25 protein-coding genes, 2 tRNA genes and 2 riboswitches are annotated in these 19,261 nt (G+C 56.8%); of the genes, 3 read left to right on the top strand and 24 right to left on the bottom strand.

Annotation, left to right across the window (positions count from 1 at the left end; all coding sequences use genetic code 11):
• Window positions 1-4: 4 nt before the first annotated feature.
• From O9H85_RS20870 to O9H85_RS20760, 23 genes are all read right to left on the bottom strand, one after another.
• Window positions 5-556, bottom strand: coding sequence for a F0F1 ATP synthase subunit delta (locus O9H85_RS20870; protein WP_269883354.1), 552 nt, complete (start codon window positions 554-556; stop codon window positions 5-7).
• Complete coding sequence (gene atpF / locus O9H85_RS20865) at window positions 553-1,038, bottom strand: F0F1 ATP synthase subunit B (RefSeq protein ID WP_269883353.1); 486 nt, start codon at window positions 1,036-1,038, stop codon at window positions 553-555. Before atpF ends, O9H85_RS20870 begins: the two co-directional genes overlap by 4 nt.
• 87 nt (window positions 1,039-1,125) lie before the next feature.
• Window positions 1,126-1,344, bottom strand: a complete 219-nt coding sequence (atpE, locus tag O9H85_RS20860) for a F0F1 ATP synthase subunit C (RefSeq protein WP_269883352.1) — start codon at window positions 1,342-1,344, stop codon at window positions 1,126-1,128.
• Window positions 1,345-1,427: 83 nt separating this feature from the next.
• Window positions 1,428-2,195 (bottom strand): F0F1 ATP synthase subunit A, encoded by a 768-nt coding sequence (gene atpB, locus O9H85_RS20855; protein WP_269883351.1) that lies wholly within the window; start codon window positions 2,193-2,195, stop codon window positions 1,428-1,430.
• A gap of 51 nt (window positions 2,196-2,246) precedes the next feature.
• Window positions 2,247-2,630, bottom strand: coding sequence for an ATP synthase subunit I (locus O9H85_RS20850; RefSeq protein ID WP_269883350.1), 384 nt, complete (start codon window positions 2,628-2,630; stop codon window positions 2,247-2,249).
• Window positions 2,623-2,856: an AtpZ/AtpI family protein gene (locus O9H85_RS20845; RefSeq protein ID WP_269883349.1), complete on the bottom strand. Its 234-nt coding sequence runs from the start codon at window positions 2,854-2,856 to the stop codon at window positions 2,623-2,625. Before O9H85_RS20845 ends, O9H85_RS20850 begins: the two co-directional genes overlap by 8 nt.
• A gap of 173 nt (window positions 2,857-3,029) precedes the next feature.
• Window positions 3,030-4,172: a non-hydrolyzing UDP-N-acetylglucosamine 2-epimerase gene (gene wecB / locus O9H85_RS20840; protein WP_269883348.1), complete on the bottom strand. Its 1,143-nt coding sequence runs from the start codon at window positions 4,170-4,172 to the stop codon at window positions 3,030-3,032.
• A 41-nt stretch (window positions 4,173-4,213) separates the two neighbouring features.
• Entirely contained in the window at window positions 4,214-4,843 is a 630-nt protein-coding gene (gene upp / locus O9H85_RS20835; protein WP_269883347.1) for a uracil phosphoribosyltransferase, read from the bottom strand.
• 381 nt (window positions 4,844-5,224) lie between these two features.
• Window positions 5,225-5,437, bottom strand: coding sequence for an alpha/beta fold hydrolase (locus O9H85_RS20830; protein ID WP_269883346.1), 213 nt, complete (start codon window positions 5,435-5,437; stop codon window positions 5,225-5,227).
• Between the two features lie 159 nt (window positions 5,438-5,596).
• On the bottom strand, window positions 5,597-6,034 hold the full coding sequence (locus O9H85_RS20825; RefSeq protein WP_269883345.1) for an alpha/beta hydrolase: 438 nt from the start codon (window positions 6,032-6,034) through the stop codon (window positions 5,597-5,599).
• Between the two features lie 29 nt (window positions 6,035-6,063).
• Window positions 6,064-6,456: a hypothetical protein gene (locus O9H85_RS20820; protein WP_269883344.1), complete on the bottom strand. Its 393-nt coding sequence runs from the start codon at window positions 6,454-6,456 to the stop codon at window positions 6,064-6,066.
• Window positions 6,457-6,559: 103 nt separating this feature from the next.
• Entirely contained in the window at window positions 6,560-7,807 is a 1,248-nt protein-coding gene (gene glyA, locus O9H85_RS20815) for a serine hydroxymethyltransferase (protein ID WP_269883343.1), read from the bottom strand.
• A 51-nt stretch (window positions 7,808-7,858) separates the two neighbouring features.
• Complete coding sequence (locus O9H85_RS20810) at window positions 7,859-8,455, bottom strand: TIGR01440 family protein (protein ID WP_269883342.1); 597 nt, start codon at window positions 8,453-8,455, stop codon at window positions 7,859-7,861.
• A gap of 29 nt (window positions 8,456-8,484) precedes the next feature.
• Window positions 8,485-8,943 (bottom strand): ribose 5-phosphate isomerase B, encoded by a 459-nt coding sequence (gene rpiB, locus O9H85_RS20805; RefSeq protein WP_269883341.1) that lies wholly within the window; start codon window positions 8,941-8,943, stop codon window positions 8,485-8,487.
• Between the two features lie 101 nt (window positions 8,944-9,044).
• A riboswitch (ZMP/ZTP riboswitch) is annotated at window positions 9,045-9,125 on the bottom strand.
• Window positions 9,126-9,205: 80 nt separating this feature from the next.
• On the bottom strand, window positions 9,206-9,781 hold the full coding sequence (locus O9H85_RS20800; protein WP_269883340.1) for a low molecular weight protein arginine phosphatase: 576 nt from the start codon (window positions 9,779-9,781) through the stop codon (window positions 9,206-9,208).
• Between the two features lie 153 nt (window positions 9,782-9,934).
• Entirely contained in the window at window positions 9,935-10,498 is a 564-nt protein-coding gene (locus O9H85_RS20795; RefSeq protein ID WP_269883339.1) for a manganese efflux pump MntP, read from the bottom strand.
• Between the two features lie 92 nt (window positions 10,499-10,590).
• On the bottom strand, window positions 10,591-11,688 hold the full coding sequence (locus O9H85_RS20790; RefSeq protein ID WP_269883338.1) for an L-threonylcarbamoyladenylate synthase: 1,098 nt from the start codon (window positions 11,686-11,688) through the stop codon (window positions 10,591-10,593).
• Between the two features lie 38 nt (window positions 11,689-11,726).
• Complete coding sequence (spoIIR, locus tag O9H85_RS20785) at window positions 11,727-12,536, bottom strand: stage II sporulation protein R (RefSeq protein ID WP_269883337.1); 810 nt, start codon at window positions 12,534-12,536, stop codon at window positions 11,727-11,729.
• A 76-nt stretch (window positions 12,537-12,612) separates the two neighbouring features.
• Window positions 12,613-13,620: a N5-glutamine methyltransferase family protein gene (locus O9H85_RS20780; RefSeq protein ID WP_269883336.1), complete on the bottom strand. Its 1,008-nt coding sequence runs from the start codon at window positions 13,618-13,620 to the stop codon at window positions 12,613-12,615.
• The gene (gene prfA, locus O9H85_RS20775) at window positions 13,610-14,695 is read right to left on the bottom strand and encodes a peptide chain release factor 1 (protein WP_269883335.1); all 1,086 of its coding nucleotides are present in this window, start codon (window positions 14,693-14,695) and stop codon (window positions 13,610-13,612) included. The genes O9H85_RS20780 and prfA overlap by 11 nt, the downstream gene beginning before the upstream one ends.
• 118 nt (window positions 14,696-14,813) lie before the next feature.
• Complete coding sequence (ychF, locus tag O9H85_RS20770; RefSeq protein WP_269883334.1) at window positions 14,814-15,914, bottom strand: redox-regulated ATPase YchF; 1,101 nt, start codon at window positions 15,912-15,914, stop codon at window positions 14,814-14,816.
• A gap of 195 nt (window positions 15,915-16,109) precedes the next feature.
• On the bottom strand, window positions 16,110-16,859 hold the full coding sequence (locus O9H85_RS20765) for a peptidoglycan recognition protein family protein (RefSeq protein ID WP_269883333.1): 750 nt from the start codon (window positions 16,857-16,859) through the stop codon (window positions 16,110-16,112).
• 43 nt (window positions 16,860-16,902) lie between these two features.
• Entirely contained in the window at window positions 16,903-17,610 is a 708-nt protein-coding gene (locus tag O9H85_RS20760; protein WP_269883332.1) for a PilZ domain-containing protein, read from the bottom strand.
• Between the two features lie 92 nt (window positions 17,611-17,702).
• Window positions 17,703-17,789, bottom strand: a riboswitch (cyclic di-GMP riboswitch).
• Between the two features lie 332 nt (window positions 17,790-18,121).
• On the opposite strand from O9H85_RS20760, the gene tadA reads away from it, so the two are divergent.
• The 3 genes from tadA to O9H85_RS20745 all read left to right on the top strand — a co-directional run bounded on the left by tadA (window position 18,122) and on the right by O9H85_RS20745 (window position 18,960).
• The gene (gene tadA, locus O9H85_RS20755) at window positions 18,122-18,589 is read left to right on the top strand and encodes a tRNA adenosine(34) deaminase TadA (RefSeq protein WP_269883331.1); all 468 of its coding nucleotides are present in this window, start codon (window positions 18,122-18,124) and stop codon (window positions 18,587-18,589) included.
• A gap of 84 nt (window positions 18,590-18,673) precedes the next feature.
• Window positions 18,674-18,750 (top strand) — tRNA-Pro (locus tag O9H85_RS20750).
• 137 nt (window positions 18,751-18,887) lie between these two features.
• A tRNA-Arg gene (locus tag O9H85_RS20745) sits at window positions 18,888-18,960 on the top strand.
• A gap of 110 nt (window positions 18,961-19,070) precedes the next feature.
• On the opposite strand, the gene O9H85_RS20740 is transcribed toward O9H85_RS20745, so the two are convergent.
• Window positions 19,071-19,261 (bottom strand): hypothetical protein (locus O9H85_RS20740; protein ID WP_269883330.1); only part of this gene is annotated, 191 nt, incomplete at its 5' end.

The following is a 19,261-nucleotide window of genomic DNA, read 5'->3' as shown; positions in this document are numbered from 1 at the left end:
CTATCTACAGTGCTTGAGATTGATTCAACTGCTTTTCTAGTCGTCCCAGCTTCCCGGACAAGCTGCCGTCATACAAGCGGTCGCCGATGCGGACTTGAATGCCGCCGAGCAAGCTTTTATCGATAACCGATTCCACACGGATTTGTTTGCCTGTCAACTGACTGAACGTCGCTGCGATGCGGGTCAGCTCCTCCGCCGACAAGGCTGCCGGAGTGTATACCGTTGCGCTGGCTTGACCCAGCGCTTCGTTAGCGATGTTCACGTAATAGTTCACGAACGCTTCCAGAACATCCTCGCGTCTTCTGTCGATCAGAAGCCGAAGGGCGTTGAAAACAGGCTGCGATACGGCTGATTCGAAAATCTGCTTCAGCAGCCCGGATTTCACGGATGCCTCGATCGAAGGATGCTTGATCAGTTTGTTCAGATCGGCATTATCCTTCAGCGCCCCGATAACCGCCTTCAGCTCTTCTTCCACTTCAGCGATCCGATTCTGTTCCTTGGCCACCTCGAACAAAGCTTTGGCATACCGTTTTGCTACTACTGTGTCCTGGCTCATTGGTTGCCTCCTACCTCTTTCAGGTAATGCTCAACCAACTGCTCTTGCGATTTCTCGTCGATTTGCTTCTCGATAATCTTGGAAGCAATCAGCACGGACATGGCGCTAACCTCTCTGCGGAGAGCCGCCACGGCTTTATTCTTCTCATTCTCGATGTCGCGAACCGCGTCATCCTTCAAGCGGGTAGCTTCGGCTTTAGCCTGCGCGATAATTTCATCGGCTTGCTTCGTGCTGGTCAGCTTCGCTTGCTCAATAATATCGTGAGCTTCCTTGCGGGTAGCCTGAAGAGCTTCTTTTTGCTCGGCGAGCAGCTTTTCCGTTTCTTTGCGGTTCTGCTCGGCCGTTTGAATTTCATTCATAACGTGGGTTCTGCGCTGTTCCATCATGCCGAACAAAGGTCCGAAAGCATATTTGCGGAGCAAAGCGTACAGAACCAAGAATGCGATAATCGCAATAAAAAAACTAGATGGGACGAAACTCATTCTACCGGTCACTCCTTTCGTATAACGTGTTCAGCACATTCTAGGCAAAAACGAAGGCGGAGGCTTCTCGCTTCCCCGCCGTTCCATTTATTTCAATACGAAAGTGAAGAGCAATGCGAATACGAGGGAGATAACCGGAAGTGCCTCTACGAGACCTACACCGATAAACATTGTCGTTTGGAGCGTACCGCGAAGTTCCGGCTGGCGGGAAATACCTTCGATTGCGCGACCTACGATCAAACCGTTACCAATACCTGCGCCGAGCGCACCCAAACCAATTGCAATTGCAGCTGCAAGAAATCCCATGGAAAAAATCCTCCTCAAAATGGTTAATTTTTTAAATTTATGGATCTCATCAGGTCACAATGGACCGAATTCGATTTCAACAATTAATGCTCTTCTCCGTGCTCAATGTTCTGAGAGATGTAAACCATCGTCAGAATCGTAAAGACGAACGCCTGAATCGCGCCTACGAATACCGAGAAGCCTTGCCATACGATGAGCGGAAGAACGCCGATCGGGCCCGCCATCAGGATAACGCCGATCAGGACCTCACCGGCATAGATGTTACCGAATAGACGAAGACCGAGCGTCAGAAGCTTGGAAATTTCCTTGATGACGTTCAGCGGGAACATCGCCCAGTGCGGCTCCACATAGTGCTTAAAATAATGCTTCGTATTGCGGGTCAGACCAAGGTAATGCACTAGGAAAATAATCATGACAGCCAGACCCATCGTCACGGAAACATCGGCCGTCGGCGATTTCCACCAAGCCAGTTCGATGTGCTTGCCGGCCTCGTGAGCGAGGTGCAGCTTCTCTTCCGTGATGCCGAGCCAAGGCTGCGGCGTGCTGACCTCCGTCACGATACCGAACGGAAGACCCAGCATATTTCCTACGAAAATAAACATGATCAAGGTGATGCCGAGCATCAGGAACGATTTCCCTTTCTTCATGTCCATCGTGCTAGCAATCAGTCCGGAGACGAAGTCGACCACCCATTCCAGAAAGTTTTGCATCTTTCCCGGATTATTGACGGAGAGACGGCTGGTTCCGGCTTTCGCAAGAATAAACACAACAAGGCAGGTCAGAACGATCATGAAGACGGCGGCCAAGTCAAATTGAATTCCACCTAGAGTTACTATCGGAGATTCATGCATGCAGTTCATTTCACCCCTTTCCGCGGAATATGAGTTGCTTGCGTGCTGCTTTCACTGCTTCCTTGCCCTAAGGTTAGAAAATATACCCAGTAGGAGTGTTGCCAACTGTACGAAAAATAACCCTGCCAGCGTGGTCGATAAGGCCACGTGCTCTTGAAAACGGTAAGCGATTACCACCGCCAGCAGCGACGTCGCCGCCCGGGTGATAAATCCCATGTTGATCTTTCGTCCCGACTTCTCAAGCACGGCGGTCGTTAACTGCCCGATCTTCCATGCCAAGTAGCGCGCATTCATCCAGCTGACGGCCGTCCCCAGGATGAGTCCGGCGAACAGCGGCCTGGCGTTTACCGCCAGCGCCCACCCCATGAAGCAGAAGGACAAAAAAAATATGGCGATTCGTTGAACCGTTTTCAGATGGCCCGAAAAATCATCCATTGGAGCCCCCTGTGTACTTGCGTAGTATCAGGAATACGCTGTAGACGCCTACGAAAAACCCGAGCATAATCCCGAGCACCAGCCAAATCGGCTGTCCGCCCTGCCACTTGCTAACCAGGTTGCCGAGCCAGAAGCCGGCCAGCATACAGACTACCAGATCAGCGCCGATGGCACTGACCAACGCTACAGCACGCCAAGGATTATCGTCCGAAAAGTTCTTTTTCATAAGCCTTCCTTATCAATCCTAGTATATTTTATCGGAGCAAAGTCAATTTTGTCAATTACACATCAGGATGAATTTTCTATGATGTAAATCACAAAAAGCCTGATGTATCAAGGTTTTTTTGACATTCAAACCGAACAGTGCAACTGTATGCTGTAGCGTTTGTCATCAGATTGTCACGGTTGAAAACTTTCAGGTCGTGTCGACGTGTGTCCGAAATGGTAAAGAATGGCCTGAACGATTCGTTCGGACGCTTGTCCGTCCCCGTAAGGGTTCGCCGCCCGGCTCATCCGTTCGTACATCGCCTGGTCCGTCAGGAGCGCTTTGGCCCGCTCATACACACGCTGTTCGTCGGTTCCGACCAGCTCCAGCGTGCCGGCCTCGATGCCTTCCGGACGCTCCGTCGTTTCGCGTAGCACCAGCACCGGCACCCCGAACGAAGGCGCTTCTTCCTGCAGTCCGCCCGAATCCGTCAGAATCAGGTGCGTATGCGGATAGAAGTTATGGAGCTCGGCTACGTCGAGCGGATCAATCAGCTTGATGCGGTCGTGTCCTCCGAGCATCTCGTATGCCGGTCCTTTCACGGCCGGGCTCAAATGCACCGGATAGACGATGGCGATATCGTCGAACTCGTCGGCCAGCCTGCGCACAGCGCGGAAGATGCGGCGGTGCGGCTCGCCCTGCGATTCCCTCCGGTGGGCGGTCATGAGTATAAGACGCTTCCCTTTGGCCCATTCCAGCACCGGATGCGTAAAATCCTTGTCGACCGTGTATTGAAACACGTCCGTTACGGTGTTGCCGGTAACGAAGATGCGGTCCTCCGGTTTGTTTTCCTTACGAAGATTGCTCGCCGACCAATCCGTCGGTGAGAAATGCAGATCGGACAATACACCGGTCAGCTGACGGTTCATCTCTTCCGGATAAGGGGATAGCTTGTTCCAGGTCCGCAGCCCCGCTTCCACGTGGCCTACCTGGATTTGCTGCAGGAACGCCGCATAGCTCGCCAAGAACGTCGTGGACGTGTCGCCGTGAACGAGAATCAGATCCGGCTTCTCCTCGCGGAATACCGGGTCCAGACCCTGCAGCACGCGCACCGAAATTTCGTTCAGCGTCTGCCCTTCTTTCATTACGTCGAGGTCGTAATTCGGCTTGATTTTAAAAATATCCAGCACCTGATCCAGCATCTGCCGATGCTGCGCCGTCACGCATACGAGCGACTCGATGTGCTCCGTATACTTCTCCAGCGCTTTCACGAGCGGAGCCATCTTGATGGCCTCCGGTCTCGTTCCGAAGATCGTAATGACTTTCGTCCTCTTCATCGTCCGCTTCTCCTTCCCCATTTCCCAGTTATGTAAAGCTTTTATTTGGTGCCGAACAAGCGGTCGCCCGCATCTCCGAGACCGGGTACGATATATCCGTGGTCGTTCAAATGATCGTCGATCGCCGCCACATACAAATCCACGTCCGGATGCTCCTGCTGTACCGCTTGCACGCCTTCCGGAGCCGCAATAAGACACATCAGCTTGATCTGCGTGCAGCCCCGCTTCTTGAGCGCCGCAATCGCCGCATTCGCGGATCCGCCCGTAGCGAGCATCGGGTCGATGACGATAAGCTCCCGCTCCTGCACATCGACCGGCAGCTTCGCGTAATACTCCACCGGCTGCAGCGTGTCCGGATCGCGGTACAAGCCGATATGGCCTACCTTGGCCGCCGGAACGAGCTTCAGGATGCCGTCCACCATGCCGAGTCCCGCACGCAGAATCGGAATCAGTCCCAGCATCCGCCCGGAAATGACCTTGCACTCGGCGGTCGTCACCGGCGTGCGGACCTCCACCTTTTGCAGCGGAATGTCTCTTGTAATCTCGTAAGCCATCAGCGTGGCCACTTCGTCTACCAGCTCGCGAAAATCTTTGGTTGTCGTATTCTCATCCCGGATATACGTCAGCTTATGTTGAATCAGCGGATGATCGCAAACGAAAACTTTACCCATGCCTTGCTCCCCCTACTCTTACTGCGATTTGTCCGCATGAGAGGCTTGCGACAAGCGTTAAAAAAGCCGGGTCCTAGAGCCCCGGAACACCTGATCTTTACCTGGATGCGCACAAAATCTTGTCTATTATACCACAACTTTCAAAACTTATCCCAACTGTTTATCTATCGGCTCGGTCATCGCGCATCGGGGGGTGGCGGAGGTATGGGCATCCGGGATTCATCGGCTCTACAGTCCTTATCAAGTAAGGCTGCGTCTATAAGAAAAACTCCTTATCGGGGTCCCTCAAAGCAGCCAGACCGTTTTTATAGGTAGTTTTTCTTGGTACAGAAAGTCGCAGTCCGCTTTATTGCTTTAGCGAACTTAAACTTTCTGTATCGTTTAAAAAGGAAGCCGCCACCACCACGCCCGAACCGCTTCCAGCGCCTTGTCGCTGCTGACGATCTCGTCGTGGTCATGGCCGGGAAGCACCTCGACTTCCGCCTTGCAATACTTGGCGTACAATGGCGCATAAGCCTCCGGCAGGAACACTTCGTCCTCTCCCGAAACAAGCACCAGCGTGGGCTGGGTGAGCCGGGACAATCCCCGCCGCATTCAAGATGGACAGCAGCACGACTTTAGGGACGTCTACCTTGGCATCGTTGACGCCCTTCTCCTTCCGGTCGATCGGAGAGCTCGGGCTGAGGGCCGGAGACAGCAGCAAGTAAGCGGCAATATCGGCGGATACGGGCTTGACCGCCTGCCGGATCGCCGTCACGCCGCGGCCGAATGCCCTCCCAGAATGACACGGGCGTCAGGATGGGCCTGCCGGATATGAACGATCAAGTCCTCCAGGTCGTCATCCAGCTGGCCCATGTAATCGATGTGTCCCCGCTTGGCCGGATTCGTCCCGTAGCCCCTCAAATCGGGCAAATAGACGGTCGCGAGACCGGCGCAGGCGACAGCTTCTCCGAATATGCGCAAATAAAGGCTCGGCTCGCTGATGACGTGAAGAAATACGAGCACCTTGTCCGAATTCCCCTCGTAATGCCTATAGGGCAGCTCCGCTCCGCCCCGTCCCTGGCGGTATACGTGCCGTTTCGCTCGGTTGCAGCAGAAGCCATATCCATCCCCCTTGAATGAAATGAGTTTCTCATTCCATTCCACACGGACGAAGCATTTCCCTTCCGGAAACGCAGCAAAATCGATCATTCTGCCGGACCCGCGCCCCTGAGAAAAGCTTACTTCGCTTCCCGATACCTCATGCAGGACCAATCGTCGTCGATGGCGATCAGGCGCACTCCCTCGAAGCCCAGCTCCTTCACCGGCTCCCAGCCGTGGTCGCGGGAAATATCGGGCTTCTTGTACTTTTTGGAAGTCCCCTTCGGGTATGCAAACCAGAACAAGCCCTCAGGCGCGATATGCTCCCCTGCCAGCGGTGTAAGCTGTTTGACCTCTTCGGCATTCCTCGTAAAAGTAAGTACGAAAGGATAACGCTCTCCGTGCTCCGGCTCCCGGATGACCTCAAGAAACTCCGCAAACGCCGCCAAATGCGGCTCGAACTCCTCCGGCGCGTTAAGAACCAGGAGGCGGTCTTGATTCTTGAAATTCATCTTCTTCAGCAGCTCGTTCATGCTCATAACCTCCGCAGCGGATTTTGAATTCCAGCTTATTGTATCACAAGCGCTTCAGGAACGAGAAAAAGCCGGCTCCCCCAAAGGAAGAACCGGCTTTTGATTAATAGCTGAGGCCTGCGTACAGCGGGAATTGCGCCGTCAAATCCTTCACCATGCCGCGGGCCTTCTCATGAACCGCCCCATCGCTCGGATTTTTGAGGGTCAGGGCGATGATTTTCGCGATCGTCTTCATCGCTTCCTGGTCCATGCCGCGGGAAGTCGCCGCCGGCGTACCTACGCGGATGCCGCTCGTTACGAACGGGCTGGTCGGATCGAAAGGAATCGCGTTCTTGTTCACCGTTACGCCTACTTCATCCAGCAGGTGCTCCGCATCTTTACCGGAAATGTTCAGGTTGCGGAGGTCGATCAGCATCAAGTGGTTGTCCGTACCGCCGGAAACGAGGTTGATGCCTTCCGCGGCCAAGCCTTCCGCTAGTGCCTGCGCGTTCTTCACGACGTTCTGGGCGTAGGTCTTGAATTCCGGCTGGAGCGCTTCGCCGAAAGAAACGGCCTTCGCTGCGATAATGTGCATCAGCGGACCGCCCTGCGAGCCAGGGAATACCGCTTTGTCGATCGCGGCAGCCCATGGCTTGCGGCACAGAATCATCCCGCCGCGAGGTCCGCGAAGCGTTTTGTGCGTCGTCGTCGTAACGAAATGCGCATGCGGCACCGGATTCGGGTGCAAGCCTGCGGCTACAAGGCCCGCGATGTGCGCCATGTCGACCATGAACAGCGCGCCCACGTCGTTTGCGATTTGGCCCAGCGCTTCGAAGTCGATGATCCGCGGATAAGCGGAAGCGCCGGCTACGATCAGGCGGGGCTTATGTTTGAAGGCTGCCTTGCGGACTTCGTCGTAATCGATGCGGGCGTCTTTCTCGCTCACGCCGTAAGCCACGAAGTTGTACAAGATACCGGAAGCGTTGACCGGGCTGCCGTGCGTCAGATGGCCGCCATGGGCCAGATTCATGCCGAGAATCGTCTCGCCAGGTTGAACGGCTGCGAGGTATACTGCCATGTTCGCTTGCGCGCCGGAGTGAGGCTGTACGTTCGCATGCTCTGCGCCGAACAACTCCTTAGCGCGGTCGCGAGCGATATCCTCCACGATATCGACGTATTCGCAGCCGCCGTAGTAGCGCTTGTGCGGGTAGCCTTCCGCATATTTGTTCGTCAATACGGTGCCCATCGTCTCCAGAACAGCCTGGCTGACGAAGTTCTCGGATGCGATCAGCTCGATCTTATCGCGCTGGCGGCCGAGCTCCAGGTTTAAAGCTTCAACGATCTTTGGATCTTGTTTGCGCAAATGTTCCATTATTGGACTCCTCCTCGGTAATGGTCGATGAATGAAATATCAATAAAAAATTTAATCACAGGTTGTGTCCGATGGCTTCGTATCTAGCGTATATACCGCTCTCACGCCGCCGATCAGCTTTGGCCGGGTGTAAGCCATTTGCACGGGAGCATGGCCGATCATCCGATGCGTCGGGCGAAGGGGCACCGCCACCTGTTTCAGATGCATGCCGATCAGCGTGCCGCCGATATCGATCCCCGCATGCGCTTGAACCGTTTCGACTACTACGCTGTCAGGCAGATGGCGGTAAGCGTAGGCTGCCATAGAGCCCCCGGCCTTCGGCACGGGAATGACGCTTACCTGCTCCAACCCGTACCGCTCCATCGCCGCACGCTCCAGCACGAGGGCCCGGTTCAAGTGCTCGCAGCATTGGAACACGGGGTAAAATCCCGCTTCCGAACGAACCTTGGCCACCGCCTCGAAAATGCGGCGGGCTACTTCCTCGCTGCCCGATGTCCCGATATGACGGCCCAGGACCTCGCTTGTACTTGTTCCGAACACCACCAGCTGTCCCGTACGGATGCCTCCCGCCGCGACCAGCTCGCGTACATTTTGTTCCACGTGGAAACATAGGTTCTCCAGCAAGTCATTCCGTGATTCCTGTTCCATAGGTCCGTTCTCCTTTCCTGCTCGCAGGATTAAGGATGTATTGCATATTTATCTTCGAGCGCCTTGACTTTATTGATCCGGTTCCGGTGACGCTCTCCGTTCGAGAACTCCGTCTCCAGCCATATCTTCACGATTTCTTGCGCTACGCCCGGCCCGATCACCCGCTCTCCGAGTGACAGCACGTTCGTATCGTTATGCTCGCGCGTCGCTTTGGCCGAGAACAGATCGGATACCAAGGCGCAGCGAATGCCCGGCACTTTGTTGGCCGCGATCGTCATGCCGATGCCCGTGCCGCAGATCAGAATTCCTTTGTCCGCTTCCCCGGACACGACTTGATCGCATACCGCCAGCGCATAATCGGGATAGTCCACCGAATCCGCGCAGTTGCAGCCGAGATCGGCTACGGTATGCCCGAGCGATTCGATATAGCTCTTCAGTTCGTCCTTGAGCCGAAAACCCGCATGGTCCGCGCCCATTGCAATCTTCATAAATACGTTCGCCTCCTACCTTGAGTTCGTCTCCATTATACCCCAAACGCGGCGTAAAAACGAAAAAAGAGCATGACGCATGCGTAATCCGCAGGTGCGATGCTCTTTGCCCAGGCGACCGGCCGTATATCCCGATGCTCCACTGTGGTTGTTCCCACTCGTCGCCAGTTACACCGGGTCTTGTTCTTCTTCCTTCATCATATCCGATTCCATGTGAACTGTAAAGCCCGAATCGGTTAAAATCGCGCTGCCGCGGGCAGGCTCAGTCTTTCCATTTGGCCAGCAGCTTTTTCAGGCACGTCTCGATTTCCTCGGCGCAAGCCTGATACTGCCGCAGCGAGCCGCCGAACGGATCGGAAATGTCGAGCCCCGGAAGCTCCTTCTCTAGCGTCAACAGCCGGGTCCGCTCCTCTTCAGTAATCGGTTGCGACAACGCACGCTTCAGCTGCAGCTCGGTCAACAGTCCCTGAAGCTCTTCCCGCTTGGATGCATCCGTATCGTCATGCACGAATTCCTTCAGCGTGAACACCTTATCTACCGATTCGGGATACAGCTGAATCGTATGCCTTTTGTGGCTGGAGGTCATGGTTAAGATCAAATCGGCCCATGCCACGATGGAAGAGGTGAGCGGCGTCGAGCCTCCGGTCACGGAACAGCCTTTATTCTTCAGAACCGTTACCGCATGGTCCGATACCGGAGAGCCGTCATAAGCCGCCACGCCGGCGGATTTGACTTCCATCAAACCGAAGGCTTGCTCGGCCAGCATGCTGCGAAGCATCCCCTCCGCCATCGGACTGCGGCAGGTATTTCCGGTACATACAAACAAGATCTTCTTCATCGGGAATCCCTGCCTTTCTGCCAGGATTAAGAAAAGCCCGCTGTCAGCGGTGCGTACCCCTGAATGCAAAAGGAGCTGCTGCCTCTTATTGTACCTCATTTTCGGAGAAATATGGAGAGGCGGGCCCCGGTTGCTGCCGGCACAAGTTCGGGGCTACAGAATGAACATCAACCCGAAGGCGAGCAGAATGACGCCGCCCATCGCCTCTCCGTAATCTCCTACCCAGCGGCCCACCCTTCTTCCCAGCAGCAGGCCGGCGATGGACATCACGCCGCCCATCGCGCCGAACATCAGCACCGTGAGCGTACGGTCGCCGGCGAACATCCCGAGAGATACGCCGACCGAGAAGGAATCGACGCTTACGCTGAAGGAAAACAATATGATCCCCCACAAGGAGGAATAATTGATCGGCCTCTCCTCTCCCGCCCGGAACGAAGCATATACCATGTGAGCCCCGAGCAGCGCCAGCAGCACACCGCCGCAAATGGTTGCGATATGGCCAAGGATAGCGCTGAGATAGCCGCCCATCGTCATCCCGGCCAGCGGCATCAAGATGTGAAACAGGGCGGTGATGCTTCCGATTTTCAATATGGTTCGTTTCCGGACGCCCCTCATCCCGATTCCTAGCCCGAGCGACAGCGCATCCAGACCGAGAGCCACCGCCATAATCCAAATGGTCAACAGCTGCCCCCATATGAGCGGCGACAAGAAATCCACGCGTCCTCAACCTCCCTGTCCTGTTCCTAACCAACATATGCGGACAAGGCGGGAAACATGCTACGGGCTTGGCCGGAGGGCCATGATACGGGCTAGGCTTCGAGGATGTTGCCGCCGGCGGCTTTGCGCAGCCGGTTCATGATGGCGGCCCCGAGTCCGTCCTCGGGGCAAGCCTCGGCCGCGATGAAGCCGATGCCGGCTTCATCGAACTCGCGGAGCGCCGCGTAGAGGCCCTGGGCGACCGATTCCAGGTCGCTCAGCCGGCCGCAGGCGACGACGCGGTCCGCGCGGTAGGCGGCGGCGTGCTCGCCGTAGGTGAGGACGCCGGTGCGCTCCCCGCGCGAGCGGGCTTGATCAAGCTCGCGCTGGATGCGAGCGAGCACCCGTTCAGGGGCGTCGCCCTGAACGAGCACCATCGCGCCGCGCGGAGCGTAGTGCGCGTACTTCATGCCGGGTGCGCGCGGCGCCTCGGCGGCTTCGGACTCGGCCTCGGCGGCGCCGAGCACCGGCACGTCCGGCAGCGCCGCGCGAAGCTGCGCCGCCGTGATGCCCCCGGGCCGAAGGATGTGGAGCACACCCTGGATGGCGCCTGAAGCTGAGGCTGAGCCTGACGCAACCGTTTCGACGTACTCCACCACCGTCGATTCCAGGCCGACTCCGGTCGGTCCCCCGTCGACGATGCCGGCGATGCGGCCCTCAAGGTCCTCCTGTACGTGTGAAACCAGTGTGGGGCTCGGGCGCCCCGAGCGGTTGGCGCTCGGAGCCGCGACCGGGCAGCCTGCAGCGGCGATCAGCTGCAGCGCCACAGGGTGGTCCGGCATGCGAAGCCCGACTGTGGATAGCCCCGCGGTAACCAGCGGGGACAAGACGCCGGGCCGTACCGGCAGCACCATGGTGAGCGGTCCCGGCCAGAACGCGTCCAGCAAGCGCGAAACGGCCTCGGCCGGAGGAGCGGCGAGCACCTCCAGCTGAGACCGGTCTGCGATATGGACGATCAGCGGATTGTCGGACGGCCGGCCTTTGGCTTCGAAGATGCTCCGGACCGCCTCCGTATTCCGGGCATCCGCCCCCAGTCCGTATACGGTTTCCGTTGGAAAGGCTACCGTCTTGCCTGCGGCGAGCAGCGCCGCCGCCTCTTGAAGCGATTCCGGCTGAGGCTGCTCCGCATTAACATGCCATAGCTTTGTCATGGGACTCCGTCCTTCTATCATTGTCAATTGATTGCTTGCTATGCGAAGATCGATTTGAGCAAATCCCACAGGAAGAAATGAATTTCCGGCTGCGGTGCGCCCGTCTTCTTCTCTTCGGCTGCCAGAGAAGCCGATTTGTCTTGCGCGGCGGCGGATTTCCCATGAGCTTGAGCAGCGCCCGCCGATTTCCCTTGCTCTGCGGCCGGCTTGTCCGAAGCCGCCGCTTTTCCGCTCTTGGCCGCCTTGTCGTTTTTGGCCTCAGAAGCCGCCTTCGCTGGTGCAGGCTCGGCATAAGCGGTCGCCGTCGTCTTCTTCTTGGCGATCAGCCCGGAATCGACGAAGCAGAGGGGAGGGAACAGCACGCACCACCAGTTCTGCCCTTCCGCCTTGCCGAGCGACACGCGCAGCGCCTCGTATTTGCCCGCCGGGTACAGCCGGTTGCCGTACATTTTGTCGGGAAACGGAACGTCGCCCAGCTCTACCTTATATCCATATTCGAACCTGTTCATCTTCAGCGTTCGGCTGACGACCGCTTCGATCTCGGGGAGATGTGCCGTTATCGCATCCCGCGCCGCTTCGATCCCTTGCGGATCGGCGACCCAGGTCTTCATTTCTTCCATGATCGCATCGCGAACCTCGCGTTTGATCCATTGGTCCATCGGAGCGTCGGAGTTGGCCAGAATGCGCATGCGGATCGCGTCCTGCGGGATGGCCGGACCGTTCACGTTCGCTTCCGCGGCGGCCGCATACAGCAGCTCATTGGTGCGGTTCGATTCCCAGCAGACAAGCAGGATCAGCACGGCAAACCCCACATACGCATAACGTCTCCACGCAAACCGTTTGACCATCTCGAGCAACCCCTCTCGCAATCTTGCACTCTAGTAAAGAGTATGCTCCGGTTTGCGAGAGTCTAAACCTGGTCTTCTATGATTTTTTCCGATAGGCGATCACATGCCGTTCGATTCCTGCAAGATCGGAGACGACGAGCATTTCATCCCACTTCGCGGTCTGCTCCAGCAGGCTTCGGACCGCTGGCGCCTGCCCTTGGCCGACCTCGAAGGCCACCAGCTGCGGCAGCTTCGCCAGCTCGCCCAGCTGTGCCGTCAGCCGCCGGTAAGGCTCCAGCCCGTCCGCGCCGCCGAACAGCGCCGTATGCGGTTCATACAGCCTCACCTCCGGCTGCAGCGACGGCTCCTCCCCCTCCGGGATGTACGGAGGGTTGGATACAACCGCATCGAGCGGCTCACCGCGCTCGATCCAAGGGCGGAGCAGGTCCCCTTCCACGAAGGCGACCCGCTCCGCCACCCCGTGGCGCAGGCTGTTCCCCCGCGCCACCTCCAGGGCCTCCAGCGAGATGTCGGAAGCCGTCACTCGCCAGCCCGGGCACTGCACGGCGAGGCTCACCGCAATCGCCCCGCTTCCCGTACCGACGTCGGCGATGCGCGGTCCGCCGCTTCCGAATCCCGCGACGCCCGCTTGCCCTGCACCGCACGCGCTATCCGGCTCCGCAGCGGCAGCCGTCCTTCCGCGGTTCCCGCTCAGCCCTCCGCCCTCTCCCGCCGGTACGGTGCCGTCCCCCCACAACTGCCGTCCGAGCCGCACCACCTGCTCGACCAGCAGCTCCGTCTCCGGCCGCGGGATGAGCACCGCCGGCGTCACCGTGAAGGGGAGCCCGTAGAACTCCTGCTCCCCGATGATATACTGCACCGGCTCGCCGCTCGCCTTGCGCGAGAGCAGCCGCTGCCAGTCCGCCTCCCGCTCCCGCGGGAACGGCTCCGGCCAGCGTAGGAAGAGCCCGGTGCGGCTCTCGCCGAGCAGATGCTCCAGCAAGAGCCGCGCGTTCGATTCCGGCTCCAGCACCCCGCTCCGCCGTAAAAAAGAAGAAGCCTCAACATAGGCTTCACGAAGGGTCGCCGGACGATTAATCGACATGGGCGGCGTATTCTCCTTTTTCCATCTGATCGGTCTGCGAGGCAATGGTGAGCGCCGAAACAATTTCCCCCATGTCGCCGTTCAGCACGGCATCGAGACGGTGCAGCGTCATGCCGATGCGGTGATCGGTCACCCGGCTTTGCGGGAAATTGTACGTCCGGATCCGCTCGGAGCGGTCGCCCGTGCCGACCTTGCTTTTACGTTCCGCGCCGTACTTCTCCATCTCTTCCTGCTGCATCTTCTCAAAGATGCGCGCCCGCAGCACCTGCAGCGCCTTCTCTTTGTTGCTGTTCTGCGACTTGCCGTCCTGACATGTCGCCACGATGCCCGTCGGTACGTGCGTTACACGCACGGCCGATTTGGTCGTGTTGACGGACTGTCCGCCCGCGCCGCTGGAGCAGAACGTATCCACGCGGATGTCCGAGTCGTGGATCTCCACGTCGAACTCCTCCATCTCCGGCATGACGCCGACGGTCGAAGTCGACGTATGAATCCGGCCGCCGGATTCCGTCGTCGGAATGCGCTGAACGCGGTGTGCGCCGCTCTCGAACTTCATTTTGCTGTAGGCGCCCTTACCGTTGATCATAAAGATGATCTCCTTGAAGCCGCCCAGGTCGTTCGTGCTCGAATCGAGCACCTCTACGCGCCAGCCCTGCGTTTCCGCGAACTTCGTGTACATGCGGTACAAGTCCGCTGCGAACAGGGCCGCTTCATCCCCGCCGGCCGCGCCGCGGATTTCCACGATCACGTTCTTATCGTCGTTCGGATCCTTCGGCATCATCAATACCTTGATGCGCTCCTCCAGCTCCGATTTGCGTTCGGTCAGTTCCTCGAGCTCCATCTTGACGAGCTCCTTCATTTCGTCGTCGAGCTTCTCATTCTGCATGGCGCGCGCGGCATCGTGCTGCTCCGTCACGCTCTTATACTCCATATAAGCGTCATACGTTTCCTGCAGATCGGACTGCTCCTTGGAAAACTCGCGGAGCTTCTTCGTATCGCTAGTCACGTCCGGATCGCACAGCAGCTCGCTGAGCTTCTCGTACCGGTCCGCCAATGCCTGCAAACGGTCTAACATGGTCGTTCCCTTCCTTCTTTCACGTATTCGTAATTCAACCCAATATCGTACTAAGAACCACCTTCCGTCCCAACGGCTAGCATGCTGTTCGGGCAAGGCCTAGCCGATGCCGCAGTCGCTATACGTTGAAACGGAAGTGCATGACGTCGCCGTCCTGAACCACATATTCCTTGCCTTCGAGACGAAGCAAGCCTTTTTCCTTCGCCGCATTCATCGAGCCGGAGCTCACGAGCGCGTCGTAGGCCACCACTTCAGCCCGGATAAAGCCGCGTTCGAAATCCGTATGAATGACGCCGGCCGCCTGCGGCGCCTTCGTTCCGTTCTTGATCGTCCAAGCGCGCACTTCCTGCACGCCGGCCGTGAAATAGGTATACAATCCGAGCAGCTTGTAAGCCGCCTTGATCAACCGGTTGAGGCCGGATTCCTGCAATCCGAGCTCCTCGAGGAACATCTGCTTGTCTTCCCCTTCAAGCTCGGCGATCTCCGACTCCACCTTCGCGCTGATCGGCACCACTTCCGCGCCTTCCAGCGCCGCGTATTCGCGCACCTTCTGTACGTAAGGATTGCCCTCGGAATCGGCCACTTCGGCCTCGCTCACATTAGCCGCGTAGAGCACCGGCTTCATGGTCAGCAAATGCAGGTCGCGAAGCAGCAGCTTCTCGTCCTCGCTGAGCTCCACGCTGCGCGCCGGCTTATCGTTGTAGAGCGCTTCTTTGACCCGCTCGAGCGCCTCCACTTCCTGGGCGTACTTCTTGTCCCCGCCCTTCATATTTTTCCGGGAGCGGTCGATCCGCTTCTCTACGGACTCCAGATCCGCGAGGATCAGCTCCAGATTAATCGTCTCGATGTCGCTGATCGGGTCGACTTTACCCGAGACGTGAGTGATGTTCTCGTCCTGGAAGCAGCGCACGACGTGCACGATGGCATCGACCTCGCGGATATGAGCAAGGAACTTGTTCCCGAGCCCCTCGCCCTTGCTCGCACCCTTCACGATGCCGGCGATATCGACGAATTCAAAAGCCGTCGGCACGATACGGTTCGGGGTTACGATTTCGGCCAGCTTGTCGAGACGCGCATCCGGCACCTCAACGACGCCGACATTCGGATCTATAGTACAAAACGGGTAGTTCGCGGATTCCGCACCCGCTTGTGTAATTGCATTGAATAACGTAGACTTGCCGACATTCGGCAGTCCGACGATCCCTGCTTTTAATGCCATGACCAAGGACAACTCCTTAATGTTCATCTAGGTAAATCCTAACTTTAGATTATACCATATGGTCCGTCCCCATGTCACGTATTTCAGGCGCTTACCAGCATTTAGCCGGAAGCCGCCGACGGCTGCCCACGTACAAAAAAACCGCCCCTCCCGCAGCGGGAAAGCCGGCCAATCTTCTATTCTAGGGTTCGTCCATTATTCCGCAGGCTGTCCCGAAATACGCCTCAATTCATTGGCCAGCCGGTGAAATTCGGCCCGGGCGGCAGGATCCTTCGTCGCATAATATGCGGCGGATAAAAACGCGATCATTTTGTTCGCATCCTCTGCCGTAAGCTCATTCGTATTCTCGGGGAGCGTGCTGTCCCGAAGCTCCTTTGCAACGTCCTGCAGAAAGTCGTCGAAGCTTTTCCCAAGCTGCCGCAGCGGCTCCAGCGGGTCGGTCCGGCGCGCCGGATCCAGCATATAATGTCCGGCAATGTCCGTCAGCGGATGGAGCCCGTACGTATAGCAGGCATAAGCCATGACCCATACGTAGCGGCTGTAAGCTTCGTTCAAATTGATGCCTCCGCCGTAACAGAGCTCCACCGCGCCGGCCGCGTCGTTGGCATCCGCTCCGTATCGTTCGTTGTCCGTAGTCACGTTGTAGACGACATGGTAGGCCTTCTCCGGCGGTCCGGTCAGGAACGGTATGCATTCAAGGATTTCCTTGTCATCCACGAACAGATGGGCGGAAGAGGACATGTCGTTAGCGGTGCTCGTATAATAGCTCACGTTGGCGGACGCGGTTGATCCGGGATTCCCGGTGTCGTGCGCAACCATGAACCGGCAAGGATCCAGGGGAAGATTCGGCCTTCTTAGGCTCGGGGCCGGCAAGTAGCGGGGAACGATCGTATATTTCATGACAAAAGGCACGGCTGCACCTCCTAGCTGCTTTTGGTTCAGCATATGCAGCAGGACAGCCCCCTGACAAGGCAACCGTCGCAAGGCGTTATTTAAATATACGTTTCCCCTGTTCGATCCGTTTCAGGCTGAAGTGCGTCTCCACCTGCTTTTTCAGTACGAAAGCTCGCAGGGAATTCACTCGGTCCGAAGGCAGGTCCACATACCGGGCTCCGTAATAGAAGCCTTGTTCGGTTTCTTCCGAGCGGACGATCTCCGCCTTGACCGGCAGCACGAAACCCAAATCCAGTTCGGCGTCGACGATTACTTCGCTGCCGAAGCTCATTTCGCTTCGAACGGTAAATCCGATGCCGCTGATCGAGATGTTCCTCAGGTCCAGCTCCACCTTCTCCGGAAGCTCCCGCTTCTCCCCTCCGATAGGGGTGAATGCCACGATTGCGCCGTTCTGGTTCACTTCAATCCTCGGGCTTTCCCTTTTCTCTGCGAACCTTTTCTGATTTTGAGGCGGATTGATGATCATGAGCGAACCATGGTCCTTGGCGACAACGGTAGATGTGAAGACATAAATGCCTCCCGGCGAATACACCGTCAGCTTAACCGAATCTCCCAGCTCGAACGCCTTATATTCGGTCATCTCGATTTCGATAATATCTCCCTCCGCATAGGTCAGCACGCCGGTGGAGACAAAATTACTCTTCTCGACAACCGTACGGCTATGGAGCAGAATGCCCCCCTTGCTTTTATATTTCTCATTGGACATCTCATACGTTTTGGCGGAAGCGCCATGTCCTGTCATTCGTCAACCCACCTCTCGCAAAGATATTTGGCTGCAAAAAATAGGCCGGCTACCAGGCAGAAAAGGAGACACAACCGCTTCACCATCAGTGGTCCGGCGTCCAGGTTGCCTTAGCTCCTTACGGAACCTTAGCCTCGGCTTTGCTTTCCTGTCGTACGGCAGGTTTGCCTTGATTCATACCGGGATGAAGTCCATATGGCCCATTTTTTTAGTCATATGTAGGTAGTACGTCCTAGACTCACCCCCATTATATCTTTGGAATGCTCCCTAAGCAACCGGATTTACAGAAATGAACAGGACTTTACTTAATGTACATATTCGCCATTCGTTATTCACATTTTCCCAGTCCTGTGGATAACTCTTTTATACGGCTGAACTATTGCTATTCCTCGCTTTTTTGCCTACAATGATAGCTGGTAAGGGAGCTGTTATCCACAGCCTTATCCACAGCATGTTAACAACGAATATTTGTTCGATGCATTGTCCACAATCCTGGAACGAGGTGTATGTATTGCTTACTCCGGAAGATCATCTTCCTTATATGCGGGCTGCGATTGAAGAGGCCTTGACAGCGGAAGCGCTGCGGGAGGTACCGATCGGTGCCGTCGTCGTGCACGGGGACCGAATCATCGGCCGCGGCCACAACCTTCGCGAAACGACGCGCGACCCGCTCGCGCACGCCGAGCTGATCGCCATCAAGGAGGCCAGCGAGCATTTGGGCGCTTGGCGGCTCCTAGACTGCAGGCTGTACGTCACGCTGGAGCCCTGCCCCATGTGTGCGGGAGCCATCGTCCAGGCCCGCGTTCCTCTCGTCGTTTACGGCACCCCCGACCCGAAAGCGGGCTGCGCCGGGACGCTGATGAATTTGCTTCAGGAGGACCGGTTCAATCATCGGGTGGAGGTCATTAGCGGCGTGATGCAGGAGGAATGCGCAGCGCTCTTGACCAGCTTTTTCCGGAAGCTGCGGGGCAAGGAATAGGAGGCAAGAGCCTGCACGGGACGCTTCATTCTCTTTACAAAGAATCAAAATCTATGATAAAATAACCGTATCGTATTTTAAATTCGAGACGTGGCTCAGCTTGGTAGAGCGCTTGGTTCGGGACCAAGAGGTCGCAGGTTCAAATCCTGTCGTCTCGACCATTCCGACGAATGTAACCGCCCTTCAATCCGATGGATTGAAGGGCTTTTTATGCATAGATGCTGCAAAATTTTTTTCCACAAGGTTGATCTTTCTTCGTACGCAGCGGTATGCTATAATAGCAGTTATTCGGTATCGTGTCCCCGTAGCTCAACAGGATAGAGCAGTCCTCTCCTAAAGGACAGATAGTGGTTCGAGTCCTCTCGGGGACGCTTCCAAAAGCAAACCAGGATAAACGGCTACACCGTCCTTGTCTTACAAGCACCAGCGCGTTTATCAAGGTTGATGCGAAGCTATAAGAGCCTGTTCAAAAAGCACCATTTCAATATTGAAAGCAGCAGTTTAGGGGGCTAAAAGCAACTCCAGAATTGGAAATGAAAGGTTGGTAGCTGTGATGAACAACCTTTAGCAGTACCCATTCAATTTCTCCCCCTAAATTTGGACAGACGTATCCCTTGTGCGGTGAATGGTTTTTTTCGGCTGCATGTTGGAAGAGCTTATCCTGCCAGCGGC

The sequence above is a fragment of the Paenibacillus gyeongsangnamensis genome, assembly GCF_027533625.1.
GTDB classification, from domain to species: Bacteria; Bacillota; Bacilli; order Paenibacillales; family NBRC-103111; genus Paenibacillus_G; species Paenibacillus_G gyeongsangnamensis.
The sequence above is the reverse complement of the archived record's forward strand: the minus strand, read 5'-3'. Positions and strand labels throughout refer to the sequence as shown.

Coding starts and splice junctions, on each gene's coding strand:
- O9H85_RS20820 (WP_269883344.1), bottom strand. CDS start 6,456: ATGAACGAGCTGCTGAAGAAGATGAATTTCAAGAATCAAGACCGCCTC.
- ychF (WP_269883334.1), bottom strand. CDS start 15,914: ATGGCATTAAAAGCAGGGATCGTCGGACTGCCGAATGTCGGCAAGTCT.
- O9H85_RS20830 (WP_269883346.1), bottom strand. CDS start 5,437: ATGCGGCGGGGATTGTCCCGGCTCACCCAGCCCACGCTGGTGCTTGTT.
- spoIIR (WP_269883337.1), bottom strand. CDS start 12,536: ATGGTCAAACGGTTTGCGTGGAGACGTTATGCGTATGTGGGGTTTGCC.
- atpE (WP_269883352.1), bottom strand. CDS start 1,344: ATGGGATTTCTTGCAGCTGCAATTGCAATTGGTTTGGGTGCGCTCGGC.
- atpB (WP_269883351.1), bottom strand. CDS start 2,195: ATGCATGAATCTCCGATAGTAACTCTAGGTGGAATTCAATTTGACTTG.
- O9H85_RS20790 (WP_269883338.1), bottom strand. CDS start 11,688: ATGACAAAGCTATGGCATGTTAATGCGGAGCAGCCTCAGCCGGAATCG.
- O9H85_RS20850 (WP_269883350.1), bottom strand. CDS start 2,630: ATGGATGATTTTTCGGGCCATCTGAAAACGGTTCAACGAATCGCCATA.
- rpiB (WP_269883341.1), bottom strand. CDS start 8,943: ATGAAGATTGCAATGGGCGCGGACCATGCGGGTTTTCGGCTCAAGGAC.
- upp (WP_269883347.1), bottom strand. CDS start 4,843: ATGGGTAAAGTTTTCGTTTGCGATCATCCGCTGATTCAACATAAGCTG.
- atpF (WP_269883353.1), bottom strand. CDS start 1,038: ATGAGTTTCGTCCCATCTAGTTTTTTTATTGCGATTATCGCATTCTTG.
- O9H85_RS20780 (WP_269883336.1), bottom strand. CDS start 13,620: ATGTCGATTAATCGTCCGGCGACCCTTCGTGAAGCCTATGTTGAGGCT.
- O9H85_RS20800 (WP_269883340.1), bottom strand. CDS start 9,781: ATGAAGAAGATCTTGTTTGTATGTACCGGAAATACCTGCCGCAGTCCG.
- glyA (WP_269883343.1), bottom strand. CDS start 7,807: ATGGAACATTTGCGCAAACAAGATCCAAAGATCGTTGAAGCTTTAAAC.
- O9H85_RS20870 (WP_269883354.1), bottom strand. CDS start 556: ATGAGCCAGGACACAGTAGTAGCAAAACGGTATGCCAAAGCTTTGTTC.
- O9H85_RS20810 (WP_269883342.1), bottom strand. CDS start 8,455: ATGGAACAGGAATCACGGAATGACTTGCTGGAGAACCTATGTTTCCAC.
- O9H85_RS20765 (WP_269883333.1), bottom strand. CDS start 16,859: ATGCTGAACCAAAAGCAGCTAGGAGGTGCAGCCGTGCCTTTTGTCATG.
- wecB (WP_269883348.1), bottom strand. CDS start 4,172: ATGAAGAGGACGAAAGTCATTACGATCTTCGGAACGAGACCGGAGGCC.
- O9H85_RS20760 (WP_269883332.1), bottom strand. CDS start 17,610: ATGACAGGACATGGCGCTTCCGCCAAAACGTATGAGATGTCCAATGAG.
- O9H85_RS20845 (WP_269883349.1), bottom strand. CDS start 2,856: ATGAAAAAGAACTTTTCGGACGATAATCCTTGGCGTGCTGTAGCGTTG.
- prfA (WP_269883335.1), bottom strand. CDS start 14,695: ATGTTAGACCGTTTGCAGGCATTGGCGGACCGGTACGAGAAGCTCAGC.
- O9H85_RS20825 (WP_269883345.1), bottom strand. CDS start 6,034: ATGATCGATTTTGCTGCGTTTCCGGAAGGGAAATGCTTCGTCCGTGTG.